11 protein-coding genes and 1 tRNA gene are annotated in these 16,540 nt (G+C 27.2%); 7 read left to right on the forward strand and 5 right to left on the reverse strand.

What is annotated here, in order from left to right:
• Positions 1-25: 25 nt before the first annotated feature.
• Together lptC and C4S76_RS10775 are read right to left on the reverse strand one after the other, a co-directional pair.
• Entirely contained in the window at positions 26-598 is a 573-nt protein-coding gene (gene lptC, locus C4S76_RS10770) for an LPS export ABC transporter periplasmic protein LptC (protein ID WP_105194470.1), read from the reverse strand.
• A gap of 42 nt (positions 599-640) precedes the next feature.
• Positions 641-1,909, reverse strand: coding sequence for a hypothetical protein (locus tag C4S76_RS10775; protein WP_105194471.1), 1,269 nt, complete (start codon positions 1,907-1,909; stop codon positions 641-643).
• A gap of 163 nt (positions 1,910-2,072) precedes the next feature.
• Here C4S76_RS10775 and C4S76_RS10780 point away from each other — a divergent pair.
• Positions 2,073-2,145: transfer RNA gene (locus tag C4S76_RS10780), tRNA-Phe, on the forward strand.
• Positions 2,146-2,239: 94 nt separating this feature from the next.
• Here the strand turns inward: C4S76_RS10780 and C4S76_RS10785 are convergent.
• Positions 2,240-5,917, reverse strand: a complete 3,678-nt coding sequence (locus C4S76_RS10785; RefSeq protein WP_105194472.1) for an nSTAND3 domain-containing NTPase — start codon at positions 5,915-5,917, stop codon at positions 2,240-2,242.
• A gap of 986 nt (positions 5,918-6,903) precedes the next feature.
• Positions 6,904-7,365, reverse strand: coding sequence for a hypothetical protein (locus C4S76_RS10790; protein ID WP_105194473.1), 462 nt, complete (start codon positions 7,363-7,365; stop codon positions 6,904-6,906).
• A gap of 199 nt (positions 7,366-7,564) precedes the next feature.
• On the opposite strand from C4S76_RS10790, the gene C4S76_RS10795 reads away from it, so the two are divergent.
• A complete protein-coding gene (locus tag C4S76_RS10795) occupies positions 7,565-9,445 on the forward strand; it encodes an ABC-F family ATP-binding cassette domain-containing protein (RefSeq protein ID WP_105194474.1) in 1,881 nt (626 codons plus the stop codon).
• A 55-nt stretch (positions 9,446-9,500) separates the two neighbouring features.
• On the opposite strand, the gene C4S76_RS10800 is transcribed toward C4S76_RS10795, so the two are convergent.
• Positions 9,501-10,202, reverse strand: coding sequence for a Crp/Fnr family transcriptional regulator (locus C4S76_RS10800; RefSeq protein WP_105194475.1), 702 nt, complete (start codon positions 10,200-10,202; stop codon positions 9,501-9,503).
• A gap of 100 nt (positions 10,203-10,302) precedes the next feature.
• Between C4S76_RS10800 and C4S76_RS10805 the strand changes: the two genes are divergently transcribed.
• The 5 genes from C4S76_RS10805 to C4S76_RS10825 all read left to right on the forward strand — a co-directional run bounded on the left by C4S76_RS10805 (position 10,303) and on the right by C4S76_RS10825 (position 16,447).
• The gene (locus C4S76_RS10805) at positions 10,303-12,690 is read left to right on the forward strand and encodes a heavy metal translocating P-type ATPase (protein WP_105194476.1); all 2,388 of its coding nucleotides are present in this window, start codon (positions 10,303-10,305) and stop codon (positions 12,688-12,690) included.
• Positions 12,691-12,827: 137 nt separating this feature from the next.
• Entirely contained in the window at positions 12,828-13,019 is a 192-nt protein-coding gene (gene ccoS / locus C4S76_RS10810; RefSeq protein WP_394335592.1) for a cbb3-type cytochrome oxidase assembly protein CcoS, read from the forward strand.
• 7 nt (positions 13,020-13,026) lie between these two features.
• A complete protein-coding gene (gene ccoN, locus C4S76_RS10815) occupies positions 13,027-15,267 on the forward strand; it encodes a cytochrome-c oxidase, cbb3-type subunit I (RefSeq protein ID WP_105194478.1) in 2,241 nt (746 codons plus the stop codon).
• Between the two features lie 6 nt (positions 15,268-15,273).
• A complete protein-coding gene (locus C4S76_RS10820; protein WP_105194479.1) occupies positions 15,274-15,474 on the forward strand; it encodes a CcoQ/FixQ family Cbb3-type cytochrome c oxidase assembly chaperone in 201 nt (66 codons plus the stop codon).
• Positions 15,475-15,478: 4 nt separating this feature from the next.
• Positions 15,479-16,447: a cbb3-type cytochrome c oxidase N-terminal domain-containing protein gene (locus C4S76_RS10825; protein WP_105194480.1), complete on the forward strand. Its 969-nt coding sequence runs from the start codon at positions 15,479-15,481 to the stop codon at positions 16,445-16,447.
• Positions 16,448-16,540: the final 93 nt, after the last annotated feature.

Consider the following 16,540-nt stretch of genomic DNA (forward strand, 5'->3'; position numbering starts at 1 on the left):
TTGAGGCTGCGGTTACTAACTATTATTATTTTTTTAATTCGTTATTGTATGGAAGAGTTCCTTTATTTTTTTTGAGTTTATAGTTTTTAAAATCTTCCGTTGATTCAATCCCATGTTCTGAAATATTTGTAGTTATTCCATCAGCTCGGTATATTTTTACCGTATCATTAGAGAATATCCTTCTATTTTTTTTATCCCAAAAAATACGATTGGTCTTTAATGTATCGTTAGAAGAGTTTATCAGTACTACATTATTCCTAGCTTCATACCATCCTGTTACTTCTATTATTTTCGCATAGTCTGCTTTTAAATGCCCAGGTTTTTTACCTTTTTCATAAAAATCCATATCTATCCCTTTGGGAAACTCTGTATAGGGAGTTTGAGCAAATTCATATTCTTCTATCAAAGGTGATCTCAGATTTATGACTTTATAAATAGAATCTGTAATAACCACATGGGCATTAAATATTTTTCGTGATACAAAATTCTTATTTTTTTTTCCTAAATTCTCGGTTGAATCATCTGAACAAGAAATTGTACTACAGAAAACTAAGTAGATAAATGCAATAATTTTTATAAGCCTTACTTTACTTTTCATAATTAAAAGTTATTAGTTTAAAGTAAGTAAAAAGAGGGCATATTAATCATATCTTCTTTTTCTAAACCAAAGGTCATCAAAGTTAAATCCTATTTTAAAGTTTACAAAATTTTCTTTGATCAGCCCATCAGATTTAGTTCCTCTTTGGCCTAATTCAATACCTAAGTTTAGCAATGAGGGATCTTGACGACCTGATTTCCCCAAAGGAAGACTCATCCCTGCTGTAAGTCCATATTGATTAATTGTATGATTATAAAGTTCAATGCCTGTATTTTCATAATATATCCCATATCTATATATAACTCTTTGAAAATATGATCTGAAACTGTTCACATTGGGTAATACCCAACCGCCTATTGCTACTCTATATCTGTTTTTATATTCTAAATTATCTTCCGGTATTTCTAATTTAGATTGATTGGTAAATTTAAAATCTGCTCCTAATGACCATTTAAATTCTTTTCCATAAGCCACTCCTAAAGAAAAAGAAGAAGGTATTTTAGTTTTCTTTTCTCCATTTATGTATGTAAGTGTATCTACAGATTTTTTATTTCCATAAACATCATAGTAATAGGTAGAATAAACATAATCGATGTCTGTATTTACTTTGTGTCCTATATTATAGGTAGCTCCTAATTTTAATAAATGATCTTTTTTTAATTTTTTTTGGTAAGCTAATGCCAAGGTATAATCGAAAAAATTATATTCCTTTTTGTTAAATATCCCGGAGATTAAAGCTGCATTCTGAATAGAATTTTCTTGTTCTTTCTTAAGTTCTCCCCAAATATAACCTATTTTTGCTCCTAAAGATAATTCTTTAGTTACGTTATAAGAATAAAAACCATTAAATGAATTTAACCCCCCTCTCCCTTTTAATATAGATTTCATATTTACAGGCGAAGTTGCATCTAATGTCATATCATATCCTATATTTGTATAGGGTTGTAGATTTACACCTGCTCGAGATTTTTGACCAATAGGAAAAGCAAAAGCTAAATTTGCTAAATATGTAGTAGATCTATCACTGCTTTCTAAAGAAGTTTTTTCGTCTGTATAATCTGTATTCACACTAATATTAAAACTGGTATATCTTAAATTTCTGTTTGCTGCAGGATTAATAAAATTCACTTCATTATTGAAATCTGAAATATACGCAGTACCTATGCCTCCCATGGATGAAATTACTATATCACTGTTTGTCTTATTATCTCCTAACCCAACGGATGAATATGGAGAAGTTGAGGTTTGCTGTGCATTAATTGAATGGTTAGCTAAAATAAAAATAAATAATAAGAAAATTTTAAATTTCATCCTGAAAAATTTAATAACTGCAAATATGTCAATAATGCACGGATTATAAAAATAAATATTGTAAAAGTTCTATTAAATATGTTAACGTGATTTTTTTTTAAATATTTTTTAATAATTATTTTGTACTTTAAAATTAAGTCCTATATTTGCAAACCAAATCTGAGGTACCTTAGCTCAGTTGGTAGAGCAAAGGACTGAAAATCCTTGTGTCCTTGGTTCGATTCCAAGAGGTACCACTTAAAAAACCATAATCATTTTAGATTATGGTTTTTTGTTTTTTCGAAGGACAGCATTCTTTGTTTTATTATAATCCTTTTAACACTTAATTTATTAAACACTCCATTTATTAATAAATTCTCTTTTTCTTTCATATTCAATCTCTATCTTAGTATACATAATAGTATCCTCCAAATATTTAATATGTTCTAAATATTTCATATCATTTAAAGATTGAAAAAAATCTATTGTTTTCTCTAATTCAGAAATTTTATACTCCATTCTTGGAATTCCACTTCCTGAATAAATAGTACTTAACATGTATAAGTCTAAAGTTTTAAAAAATTCTAAATCATTATCTTTTTTAAGTATTTTTAGCAAAAATTCAAATTTTTTGTCTTTAAATTTACAGACTATAACATTAAAAATAGTTCTTAACATCCTTTTATCAGAAATACTAATTAAGGATAGGAGAAAGTCTGATTCTTGTTTATTGTTACCTCTAAATAGACTTACAATTGCTGATGGTGTATTAGATAATATAAAAAGAGAACCATTGAAATATTTAATTATATTTATAAATATTTCTTCCGGATTATTGAGTTCCCAAAGTTTACAAAAATTAAAAACATTTAAGTCATTTCTACTAATGAATGTGTTTTCATTAAATTTAGATTTTAATAATTTAATTATGAAATTAGGGGATTTTACCAAAATACATTTTAATATATTCAAATTATTGTCAAAATAATTGTTTTTTTTATTAAAATATAAGTATATTTTTTTTATTATATCTAATTTCTTAATAAAAACAGAAGGATATTTATTATAGATAAAATTAAATAATGAATCTCTAAGATCTAAATAAGCATTACTTGTTTTAATTTTTTGATAAATGATATCAATAATTTTAGATACTTCTTGATTTAAATCTAATTCTAAATTTTCTAACTTTTCTAAAATTGAGTCAATACACCAAAAATAAAAGTGATTAGTATTCTGGTCTTGTAATAATTTATAGTAGTATAAATAATCTTCAATAGTAATAAAATCTTTAGGTATATTAACAAGTAGAGAAATATATATATTTTCTATTTTTGTATTCTTTTGTAAAATATCTTTTAACTTTTTAGTTTTTGGCAAATCATAATCAAGTTTAATAAATATGTTTCCTAAAGACATATCAACAAAATAGTCATATTCAAATAATTTTTCTAAAACTTGAAGGAATAAATCAAAATCTTTACGAGCTAAATCTACAAACATCTCATAAATTGAATGATATACTATAGAAAAGTTTTGGGAAAATTCTTCATACCCTACTTTTTTATAAATGTTATTTATGCTATTTAAAAGAGTTATATAATCCTCTAACCCATAATCTTTTATTTTTTCAAAAAGTAAATTATTTTTATTTTCATGTACTGTTTCATACAATAACAACCATATTTCAAAATCTTTATTCTGAATTTTTGAATCAAGTACTATATCATATTCAATATCAGCATTTTTTAATTCTTCTGTATATTCGTACACAATATACACATCTTTATAAGATTTGTTAGAAAAATTATCTTTTATAAATTCAGTAATTAAATCTCTATCAAATTTAATTACAGATTTATTAATTTTTACATGCATTGAATAATGATGATTTTCAAAGAATTCATAAACGTATTCTTTTATACCATTATTTTTATAACAATTAAAAATGAAATCCCAAAGTTTATGTCTAAACTTCTTCTGTTCTGTAGTTAAACAAACAAGTTTTTCACCTATATAAAATTTCAAACCTTCACTTGAAATAACCTGATAACTATCAATCAAATATTTTGTTGCAATAAAAAGTATTATCCTTGAATAAAAAACCTCATTTTCTGATACTTTAGAATATAAATAATCAAATACTTTTATAGGTATATTATATTTTGTCTCATAACTATATTCCCCATAGGCAAAAGATTGAGTAAGAGCTTTTAATAATTTGGAGAATAATTCTTGAGTTGATAGCCCATATTTAAAGAGAATTTCTAAAGCCAATCCAAATTTATCTGGAAATTGTTGGAAATTAATTAAAATATCTATAATTTCATCATCATATGCCCCTATTCTGTTATCGTCATAAATGGTAAATAAGTATTTATTTATATCACATTTTTTTTTATTGGAAATGGATTTATTTAGAAATAATAAAGTTTCTGTTGGTAAATAAAACCAAAAGTCTTTCAAATATTTTAGTTTTTTATTATAACAATCAATTGATTTCCATTTGTTTAGTACATCATTATGTATTTTACTTTTTATTTCTTCAAACCCATAATTGCTCACAATTGGAGATAAAATATCCATTAATAAAATTTTATGCTCATCAAAGTAAACTTCTAATAATAGTTTAAAAGACAAATACTTTTCTTTTATAAATACTAAATAAAAAATATATTCTCCTAAAATTTGGTCTGCTATTTTATAAGTGTTTTTATATTCATCCGCTATTTCATTTTTATATAACAAATCCAGTTTTTCCCTTAAAATGTTTTCAGATATATTAAAATACTTTTTAATTTCTTCTATTATTTTAGTATTTGAAAAGTCAATAATTCTAAAAACTGATAAAACTCCAGCTACTTTTAGTAAAGCCGTATCAGATTTAATACTTTGATTGACAGAAGAAAAATATTCTTCAAGAATTATTGAGGCATTGTTTATTTTTTCTATATCATTATTAATTCCAGCTTTAGCAGCCATTATAGCAATTCTTGAGTTTCCTTTAGAAATAGAATAAATCTTATCTGCGTAATAATTAGTAATATTAAAATCAGTAGAAGTTAAAATATCTTTTAATTCATCTTTTTCAAAATTTTTAAGTTCTATAAGTAAAAAATCCTTTAATAAATAGTCCACTTCACTTTTTAAATAATTTCTTACAGTAAAAATTAGTTTAATTTTTTCTTTATTATACACATTTTTAAAATTCAATATTGATTCTAAATTTGTTTTCAGTTTATTAGCATCATCAATTACAAGCAAATAATTATTTTCCTTGATTAACTGTATTTTTAAATCTTCCCAAATACCTTGATTTCCATTTGCTTTTACATATTTTACATGATAAGAGGGATATTTATTTCTATATTCTTCTACAAGTTTTAGAGAAAATTTGGTTTTTCCAACTCCTGCCTGACCTGAAATAAGAATTATATCTTCACTTTCTAAATATGCACTACCTTCTTTTAATTCCTTTTCTCTATTAAAAAAATGGTTGGTTAAAGGGGTTGCAAATTTTGATTTTTCATATTGTCTTACGAAATCATTTAATTCTAAAATTTGTCCAGTATCAATAGGTATATCTAATTCCTTCCCTAAGGATGGATAATCTTTAAATATAATATTGGCAAATGTATCTACTCCAATAACCTCTAATTCAACTAATTTATTTATATTATTCTTGTAATTAGTTAAGTCTTCTAAAAGCTTTGGAGTAATTTCTCCATTACAAATTAAAACAATCTTTAATATTCTATTTATTGGAATATCTTTCTGTTTAAAACAATGAGCTATGTCTTTTTTTAATTTTTCATCAAGCCTTGTTTCTTGAGTAGTAATTTCATTGTATATATAATAATCTTTAAATAAGACAAAATTATCAGGTGTTCCTTTTTTAGATTTTTCTTTACCTTTAACAAATCCAGTAGAATATACTAACTCATATTTATAAGATAAATATAAACGTGATATATTTGCAAACTTATCACCACTACATCTTAATAAAGCTTGTTCTATTTGAGTAATCATATTATTGAATCAATTATTTTTTACTTATTATTTCTTACCTATCTAATAAGAATTTAAAAGGTATTTTAGTTATCTGATAGACTTTTATATTTTTATTTTTATATATTAGAATTATTTTATCCTTGTGTTTTTGGAATATATTTAATTCTAAATTTATTTCTTCAATAAAATTGTCTGTAATTGAAACAGTTCTATCTTTATTCTCAGGTAGCTTAAATCCATTAGTTGAAATAAAAAATAGCTTTGTTAATCTATATTCTTCTTTATATTCCCAATCTTTTGCTTTATAATGAGTTTGAATAAAAGATTTCTTTATAGGCTCAATTTCTTTTATAATTTTAAGAGATTGATAATTGTTAATCCATTACTATATATTACTCGTCCTTCTTTTCCAAATAAATCACTATTTCATATTTTCTCTTCATTTAAAGCCAATGCAATATCCTTCATGAAAGCCTCTATAATGTGAACAAATTTAAATAGAATCGCATCAAGCACTTATGATAGCTCTCCTAAATATTTATCTAATTTATTAAATTCGAAGTATTATTTCTTAAGTATAATTAATATTCTTAAGCCCTTCTTTTTATCATTGTTTTTCAATTCTATCATTGATATATTTTTCAATTATTTTTTAAATACCTTTAAATTATACAAATGTAATTTTTTATCCTGATATAAAATATCTTTTAGCTACTCTAATTCAAAAAAGAAAATTAGTTGGTTTATAAAACCTAAATTGTTTAAAAATCTCAATCATTATATATTTTACTACTACTTTCTTTCAATAAAAGACGATTTATAAGATAATGCCGAAAGAAAAGGACTTGAATCTATATAACCTTCTATTTTTTTTAAAATTTTTAAACTTTACTAATATCTATATATTAAAAAATAAAAATCAAACCCGAAATCTTCTTTATTCACACTATATATTTTAAATCCATTTTTTTCATAAAATGGAATATTTTTTAATGTTGATGTTTCTAAAACAATAGCTTCTTTTTTTCCTTATAATATTCTATAACCTCTTGTAAAAAACCAGATCCTATTCCTTTATCTTGCTGTAAAACATCTACACCAAAAAACCAAAGCTGAATAAAATCAATATTTTTAGGTAGTGTTTCATGAGTAATCTTTTCTTTTTTCACTACTTTTTGGGCATTTTTTAATCCACTAATACAGCAAGCAAATTTTATATCTTGTATAAGGGTGCCTAAAGTAGTTTTCTTTTTTTTGTGGTCTATGAGTATAGCACAGGCGGTTTCTTCTTCATTTATCAATATCTTTCCAAATTTTTCTCCCATATATAGAGAATAATCCATCAATCTTGAAATATATTTTTCCTTTTTTTGTTTTAAGACATAATTCACCGATTTATTATTTACAAAAGCTTTTGTGAGTATATGGATTATTTTTGTATAATTTTTACTTACTACTTTTTTCATAGATTAAATTTTATACCTGACAAAAATTGAAATGAAAAGCTAATGTAAGATAAAATTTATTTTGTTTTATTATTTCAAATATACTTATACAGCACATTCTCATAACAGTTGGCCAATATAAATTTAAACCCAAAAATTACAGATAGGCATATTTCAAAAAATATAAATACCTTTACCCCTCATTTTTATTTTTGAATATATGAACTACCTTTCCGTAAATAATTTAAGCAAATCTTTTGGTATACGTTCGCTTTTTAATAATGTCACTTTTCATATTAATGAAGGCGATCAAATTGCCTTAGTAGCTAAAAATGGCAGTGGAAAATCGACCTTACTAAAAATATTGGCCGGAAAAGAAACTTCAGATTCAGGAGAAGTAATACTCAATAAAGATGTTAAAACAATAATGTTTGAACAAAACGATTCATTTGATAACAATCTTTTGACCAAAGATTACATATTTACACACTCCAACCCTATTTTAGATATTGTGTGTCAATACGACAAAATGGCAGAAGAAGATCCGGAAAATCCAGATTTAATAAAACTGATTGAAAAAATGGACCAACTGGAAGGGTGGAAAGTTGAGCCTATTATAAAAGAAATTATATCTAAATTAAAAATAGATTTTCTTTCTCAAAAAATTGAATCTTTATCCGGAGGTCAACGAAAAAGAATTGCTCTAGCCAAATTTTTAATTGATATAAGCTTTGAAAAAGGCCACATTTTGCTTATTCTTGATGAACCAACCAATCATTTGGATATTGATATGGTAGAATGGTTGGAATATTTCCTGAACAAAGAAAATAAAACTTTAATTTTGGTTACTCATGATCGGTATTTTCTAGATTCTATCTGTACTAAAATTTTAGAATTAGAAGATGAAACCATTTATACACATAATGGAGATTATGAAACCTATATATCTAATAAAGCACTACGAATCGAAAATCAAATAGCCCAAACCGATAAAGCTAAAAACCTATATAGAAAAGAACTTGAATGGATGAGACGTCAGCCCAAGGCACGTACCTCTAAATCAAAAAGCAGAATTGATAATTTCTATATTACCGAAGAAAAATCTAAACAGAAAATCAATGATTCTAATGTACAACTTGATATGCAAATGACTCGTTTGGGGAAAAAAATCATTGAAATGAAGAATGTTTCTAAACAATATGGAGATAAAATTATATTAGACAATTTTTCTCATTCTTTTGCCAGAGGTTCAAAAATCGGAATTATTGGAAAAAACGGTGTAGGGAAAACTACTTTTTTAAAAATTCTTGAAAATAAAGAAAATATAGATTCCGGGATCATAGAACGTGGTGAAACAGTAAATATAGGACATTTTAAACAAGGAGGCATTAATTTCAAAGAAGAACTAAGAGTTATAGATTTTGTTAAAGAAATTGCAGATTATTTCCCCCTCTCCAACGGTAAACAATTAATAGCCTCCCAATTTTTAGAAATGTTTCTTTTTACGCCGGAAACTCAATATACACCTATTGCTAAACTAAGCGGAGGAGAACGAAAACGCCTTCAACTTTTATCTGTATTATTTAAAAATCCTAATTTTCTTATCTTAGATGAACCTACTAATGATTTGGACCTGCCTACACTGACGGTTCTGGAAAACTTCCTTAACGAATACCAAGGATGTTTACTTATTGTAAGCCATGACAGATACTTTATGGATAAAGTAACAGATGAACTAATGATATTTGAAGGTGAAGGAAAAACATCTTGGTTCATAGGTAATTACACACAGTATTATCTCCAGAAAAAAGAACTGGAAAATACTAAAGATGAAAAAGAAAAATCCAAAAAAATAAATATAAGCCCACCAATAAATGAGGAAATAAATAAAACTAAAAAACTATCTTTTAAAGAAAAAAGGGAATTGGAACTTTTAGAAAAAGAAATTCCGAAATTGGAAAAAGAAAAAGAGAATTTAACAGAATTAATTTCAAATCCTAACTTAAATTTTGAAGAAATTCAAAAAATAAGTACCCAACTGGAAGCTGTTATTCAAAAAATAGAAGAAAAAGAATTTAGATGGCTGGAATTTAATGAATAAAAAAAATTATCTTTGAAAATTCAAAGATAATTTTTTTAGATATAAACTTATATAATTAAGCTATTACATGTCCCAAACGGGTTAATTTTTGATGATTTAATATTTTAATCTTTCTACCTTCCACCTCAATTAAATCATCAGTTTTAAATTCTGAAATTAACCTTATTGCACTTTCAGTTGCTGTACCGATTAAATTCGCCATTTCCTCTCTAGTTAAAGTTATTTTAATAAAACCTTCACTATCCATACCTAATTTATTTTCTAAAAAAAGTAAAATCTCTGCCAACCTTTCCCGAACAGTTTTTTGAGCTAGAAGAGTAATAGTTTTACCTGCTTCTCCTAAATCTTGTGATATTTTTTTCAATATATCAAAAGACACTTTCGAACTTATTTCCAATAATTTGTGAAAAATAAGTTCAGGTACATATACAGCATTCACTTCCTCCAATACAGTACAAGATGCACTAAAACTTTCTCCACCTAATAAAGAACGATAGCCTACAAGATCTCCTTTTTTAGTAAATCTTAATATTTGTTCTTTACCATTAAATCCACTCTTATAAAGCTTAGCTGTACCACGAAGTATTCCGTAAATTCCTGTAGGTTTATATCCCTCATGAATAATTTCTTGCCCTTTTTCGTAGTGAATTTCTCTCATTTCCTTATCCAGAATATCCATCTCTTCTTTGGTAAATTGATCCAAAATCTCCTTATTCTTTAATTCTGAAAGGATTAAATCTACCGAATCTTTTGTCATGATATTTGTCATTTTGTGTGTTCAATTCATTGCAAAAATAATATTTTATTTTTAAATAAAGCAATATCTTTGTATACACGTTAATTGATTTTATCTAAATATGAGCGAATTTTGTTTTCATTGTGGACAAAATATTGAAGATGTAAGAATAGAATTTGATGGGAAAATTTTTTGTTGCAACGGATGTAAAACTGTCTATGAAATTTTAAATCAAAACAATCTTGAAAATTATTACGAATTAAATGAAAAAGCAGGGATTAAACCAGAAAAAAATCAAAATCACTTCGATTTTTTAGATACTCCTTTAATTTTTAATAAAATTATAGATTATTCGGAAGATGGAACTACTCTGGTAACTTTCAAAATACCGGTTATACATTGCAGCTCATGTGTTTGGTTATTAGAAAGCTTAAAAGAAATTAATAAAAACATAATTTACTCAACTGTTAATTTTACTACAAAAACCGTACAAATTGCATATAAAAGTGAATTATATAAACTAAGTGAATTAGCCTATTTTTTAACTGATCTTGGCTACAAACCCATTATAAATTTAGAAACTGCAGATAAAAAACCTGAGAAAGTAGACCGATCATTAATTATCAAAATAGGGATTGCAGGATTTTCTTTTGGTAATATAATGCTACTTGCCTTTCCGGAATTTATGGATAAAGAAGGAGACATATGGTTACATAAATACAATCATTTATTTAGAATACTAATGTTTCTCTTGTCTCTTCCCGTAGTATTGTATTGCGCCTCTGATTATTACAAATCCGCATGGGCGGCCTTAAAAAACAAATATCTGAATATCGATTTACCCATAGTTGTTGGTATCTTAGCTTTATTTTTGAGAAGTTGTTATGAAGCATATGAAGGAATAAGTAACGGGTATTTTGACTCTCTTTGTGGATTACTTTTCTTTATGCTTCTGGGTAAATATTTTCAACAAAGAACTTATAAATACTTAGCCTTCGATAGAGATTATAAGTCATTTTATCCTATTGCTATAACAAAAATAGATTTTAATAACAAACAAGAAAACATACTAATTTCTGATTTAAAAGTTGGGGATAGAATTTTAATTAGAAATAATGAAATTATACCTACAGATTCGATCTTAATTAAAGGTGATGCTTTTATAGATAATAGTTTTATAACAGGTGAATCCAAATTAATTCAAAAGAAAAATGGAGAAAAAATATTTGCCGGAGGAAAACAAATAGGTGCCATATTAGAACTTGAAGTAATTAAAGAAGTAAATCAAAGTTATTTAACTCAACTATGGAACAATGATGCCTTTAAAAAAGATCACTCTAAAATAGATACTCTCACCAATAAAATAAGCAAATATTTTGTAATTTTCATATTCATAATTACCATATTAAGTGGTTTGTATTGGTATTTTGTGAAAAATAATACTTCACAAATGTATCAGGTAATTACTGCCATATTAATTGTAGCATGTCCTTGTGCTCTTGCATTATCTTCACCATTTACCATCGGGAATATGATGCGTATTTTTGGACGAAAAAAATTCTATGTTAAAGATGCTCTTACCATTGAAAAACTTTCAAAAGTAAATCATATCGTTTTTGATAAAACCGGGACTTTAACCATTAATAAAGCTGCTAAGATTAATTATGAAGGCGAACCACTAACTCCTAAAGAATTGCAAAATATAAAAGCAGTATTACAAAATTCAAACCATCCGCTATGCAGGTCTTTATATGAATTTATACCAACAGATAATAATTACATACCTGTCAAAAATTTTGAGGAAATTATTGGAAAAGGAATTCAAGGCGAAATAGATAAGACTCACATTAAAATTGGTTCTCCTATATTTGTAGGCGATAAAAATCTAGCTAAAAATGATACCTCTGTCTACATTCAATATAATGGCAAATACAAAGGACGATTTGCATTCTCCAACCAGTATAGAAAAAATACACAAAATATTATAAACAGCCTTAAAAATTATAAAATATCCCTATTAAGTGGAGATAATGATTCTGAAAAAGAATTTTTAAAAAAGATATTTCCTGCACAAACCATTATGAAGTTTAACCAATCTCCCCAAGATAAATTAGAATACATTAGAAAAATTCAGAAAAATCCAGGCACAATTGTCATGATGCTTGGCGATGGTCTAAATGATGCAGGAGCTCTTAAACAAGCTGACGTAGGAGTTGCTATTGCTGATGATGTAAACAGTTTTACCCCTTCTTCAGACGCTATATTAGATGGAAACAGTTTTGAATATCTTACTAAATTTTTAAAGCTTTCAAAGTCAACAATACATATAATTTATATATGTTTTTTCATCAGTTTTTGTTATAATATCATTGGATTAAGCTTTGCCGTTTCCGGTGAATTATCACCCTTAATAGCTGCTATTTTAATGCCTATAAGCTCTATTTCCATTGTAACATTCACAACATTAGCCACACTGTTTGTTGGATACAAGAACTTTAAAATCAAATAATTAAATACGCATGTTATTTAGAATGATTATAAATTTATATCTCATAATTAAATATGATAAAAATCATCATACCTAGAAATAAATAAACTGTATTTTTGCTATTATAGCTATATTAAATTATGGAAATATTATATTTAATGATATTATGCAGTGTTTCACTTGCTATTATCTTTTTAGCTCTATTTATTTATGGTATAAAAAGTGGTCAATTTGATGATGATGAGTCACCAGCTGTAAGAATATTACTAGACTCCGACCAAAATCAAACAAACTCTAATGGTGATAAAACAGAACAAAAAAAAGACAATCATAATAAAGTAACTACGTAATCAAAAAATGGAAACACAGAAATTTTCGTATGACAACAAAATAGTAAAAGCTTTTGCTTATGCCACAATATTTTGGGCTATTATTGGCTTTATAGTAGGGCTTACTGTTGCATTATTGTTGTTTTTCCCAACATTACCAGAAGTTTTTTTTGGAAATGATGGGATGGACCTTGCAAAATCTCAAGGATTCCTTGGTTACGGAAGACTTAGAATGCTGCATACCAGTGCAGTAATTTATGCTTTCGTAGGCAATGGATTCTTTACAGGCTTTTATTATTCCGCTCAAAGACTTTTAAAAACAAGAACTAATGATCTAATATCCTGGATACATTTCTGGGGTTGGCAAATAATTATTGTATTAGTGGCGGTTACTTTCCTTATGGGAATAAACACATCTAAAGAATATGCTGAACATGAATGGCCTATTGATATTTTAGTAGCGGTAATTTGGATTCTATTTGGCTTAAATATGTTTATTGCTATTGCTAAAAGAAGAGTAGGACATATGTATGTAGCCTTATGGTTTTATATAGCAACCTGGATAGGAATTACTTTATTGTGGGTATTTAACAATTTAGAAATACCTTTAGATGGAAATATTTTACACCCAAAAAGTTACTCACTCTATTCAGGAGTACAAGATGCATTAGTACAATGGTGGTTTGGGCACAATGCAGTAGCATTTTTCTTAACAACTCCTATCCTAGGACTCATGTATTACTATTTACCTAAGGCTGCAAATAGACCTGTATTTTCATATAAACTATCAATTATACATTTCTGGTCATTAATTTTTGTATATATGTGGGCAGGGCCACACCACCTATTATATACTTCACTTCCCGGCTGGACGCAAATGCTGGGTACTGCTTTTTCAATCATGTTATTAGCTCCTTCTTGGGGAGGAATGTTAAATGGCTTACTAACCTTAAGAGGAGCATGGGATAAAGTAAGAGAAGATCCTGTACTTAAAATGTTCGTTGTAGCTGTTACTTGCTATGGAATGGCAACTTTTGAAGGTCCAATTTTAGCAACTAAAACATTAAATAAAATAGGGCACTTTACTGATTGGATTATAGCACATGTACATGTGGGAGCTTTAGGTTGGAATGGAATGATGATCTTTGGAATGTTATACTTTATAATTCCTAGAATATTTAGAACTAAATTATACTCTGTAAAACTAGCAAACTGGCATTTTTGGTTAGCAACTTTAGGAATAGTTTTGTATGCCGTTCCTTTATATATGAGTGGATTTACCCAAGGATTAATGTGGAAACAATTTAATCCAGACGGTACCCTTGTAACAAAAAACTTTTTGGAAACTGTAACTGCATTAAGAAATTTTTACATTTTCAGATTTGTCGGAGGTTCTTTATACCTATGTGGTGGAATTCTTTTAGCTTTTAACATTATTGCCACTGTTAGAAAAGGTAAATTCTTAGCTAACGAAGATGCAGAAGCTCCTGCTTTAAAACTTTCTCCAAAAAAAGGAACAAATGAAAAAACACATTCTTGGTTAGAAAGAATGCCTCTATATTTCATTATTTTAGCATTTATTGCATTAGCTACAGGAGGAGCTATTGAAATTTTACCCACATTATTTGTAAAATCCAATATACCTCAAATTTCAAGTGTAAAACCTTATACACCACTTGAGCTAGAAGGTAGAGATTTATATATAAGAGAAGGTTGTAACGCCTGTCACTCACAAATGATACGTCCTTTTAGAGATGAAGTTGTACGATACGGAGAGTATTCAAAAGCCGGAGAATATGTTTATGACAGACCATTTTTATGGGGATCTAAAAGAACAGGTCCCGATTTACACAGAGAAGGAGGAAAAAATCCAAGTTCATGGCATTTTACCCATATGCTAGATCCGAGATCTACATCTCCCGGTTCGATTATGCCTCGTTACCCTTGGCTTATATATAATAAATTAGATGTATCCAAAACAAAAGAAAAACTCGAATTGATGAAAAATTGGTTTGGAGTAGAATATTCAGATGGAGATATAAAAAATTATCAAGCAAATATGTCTGCCCAAGCAAAAAAAATTGTTTCAGATATTTTTACCAGCAGTCCTGACTATAAAAAAAGTTATGATGCTTCTTTAGCAGAGGCTAAAAAAGAAGGTAAGGAATTTGTACCTTTAGAAAAAAGAGAAATTATTGCATTAATTGCTTATTTACAAAGGTTGGGTACAGACATAAAAAAAACTCAAATACAAACAGCTAGTAATTAATTTACAATGCTAAAGTTTTATAATAAAATAGTAGCCGGAGTTGACAATGCGACGATATACCAAAGCATTGCGCTTTTGCTATTCTTTTTATTTTTTTTATTTTTAATCATTGTGGTTGTAAAAAAACCTAAAAAATATTACCATGATATGAGTAATTTACCTTTAGATGAACCTGATGAGGATACTAATTTAAACAATACTAATTAAAAATATGAAACCAAGAACACCATTTATAATAATCCTAATAATAGCAGTATGCTTAATTACAGGAGCATTTTATATGTTCTTAGAGAACTTTAAATTCATAACAAGCCCCATATATTTATCAACAATATCAATTTCAATTGTTTTGTTATTAATTAATAATTCATTAAACACATTGATTGATGCTGAAAAATTTAAACAATTATCAGAAGAAGAAAAAAAGGAATATTTAGAATTACTTAAAATTCCTTTTTGGACAAGAGCTTGGAATAGTGCCTTTAAAAATTCACAAGAAGAAAAAGACGGTACTGTTGAAATTTTAGATCATGGATATGACGGAATAAAAGAACTAGACAATCAATTACCTAGATGGTATATTGGATTATTTGCTGTAACTATAACTTTTGCTTGCATATATTTTGTTGCTTATTCATTTACTGATTTTGCACATCCTGATAAAGAATACGATGAAGAATATAAAACTCAACTTGCTGAAATAACAGAATATGAAAAAACAGCTCCTCAGGCTACTTTAGAAACCGCAGAATATAAACCTGAAAATGTAGAAGAAGGTAAGCAAATTTATGACCAAACTTGTAAAACTTGTCATGGTGAAGGAGGTACAGGTCTTGCTGGTCCTAACCAAACCGATGATTATTGGATCAATATTTATCAAACCGATGAATTTAAAAATATTTTCTACATGGTATGGAATGGTAGTAAAAATGATCTAACAATGCGAGCATTTGGCGCTACCGGAGAGCTAAAAGGAAATGATATCATGAAAGTATCCAGCTACATATATTCATTAAACCAACAATCTAAAAAGAACCCTGATGGATCATCTGAAGGTAAGGCTCCGCAAGGTGATATTGCTCCATGGGTAAAAGGCGGAGAAGCAATAGTTGCTGCTGCTGCTGCTGAAGGAAAAACTGTAAAAATAGGAACTGTAAAAGAGGCTGCTGCTTCTAATTAGAAATAAAATAATATATACAAAAAGTCTGTTTATTCTTCCTTATAATAAATAGGCTTTTTCGTATTTTCACTTTATAACTATAAATATCTATAA

This window comes from Apibacter adventoris, from assembly GCF_002964965.1.
Classification (GTDB): Bacteria; Bacteroidota; Bacteroidia; order Flavobacteriales; family Weeksellaceae; genus Apibacter; species Apibacter adventoris.

What these genes read in the sequence shown, in the direction of transcription:
- ccoN (WP_105194478.1), top strand. Translation starts at nt 13,027, where the DNA reads ATGGAAACACAGAAATTTTCGTATGACAACAAAATAGTAAAAGCTTTT.
- C4S76_RS10775 (WP_105194471.1), bottom strand. Translation starts at nt 1,909, where the DNA reads ATGAAATTTAAAATTTTCTTATTATTTATTTTTATTTTAGCTAACCAT.
- C4S76_RS10795 (WP_105194474.1), top strand. Translation starts at nt 7,565, where the DNA reads ATGAACTACCTTTCCGTAAATAATTTAAGCAAATCTTTTGGTATACGT.
- C4S76_RS10790 (WP_105194473.1), bottom strand. Translation starts at nt 7,365, where the DNA reads ATGAAAAAAGTAGTAAGTAAAAATTATACAAAAATAATCCATATACTC.
- C4S76_RS10805 (WP_105194476.1), top strand. Translation starts at nt 10,303, where the DNA reads ATGAGCGAATTTTGTTTTCATTGTGGACAAAATATTGAAGATGTAAGA.
- C4S76_RS10800 (WP_105194475.1), bottom strand. Translation starts at nt 10,202, where the DNA reads ATGACAAAAGATTCGGTAGATTTAATCCTTTCAGAATTAAAGAATAAG.
- C4S76_RS10820 (WP_105194479.1), top strand. Translation starts at nt 15,274, where the DNA reads ATGCTAAAGTTTTATAATAAAATAGTAGCCGGAGTTGACAATGCGACG.
- C4S76_RS10825 (WP_105194480.1), top strand. Translation starts at nt 15,479, where the DNA reads ATGAAACCAAGAACACCATTTATAATAATCCTAATAATAGCAGTATGC.
- ccoS (WP_394335592.1), top strand. Translation starts at nt 12,828, where the DNA reads ATGATATTATGCAGTGTTTCACTTGCTATTATCTTTTTAGCTCTATTT.
- lptC (WP_105194470.1), bottom strand. Translation starts at nt 598, where the DNA reads ATGAAAAGTAAAGTAAGGCTTATAAAAATTATTGCATTTATCTACTTA.
- C4S76_RS10785 (WP_105194472.1), bottom strand. Translation starts at nt 5,917, where the DNA reads ATGATTACTCAAATAGAACAAGCTTTATTAAGATGTAGTGGTGATAAG.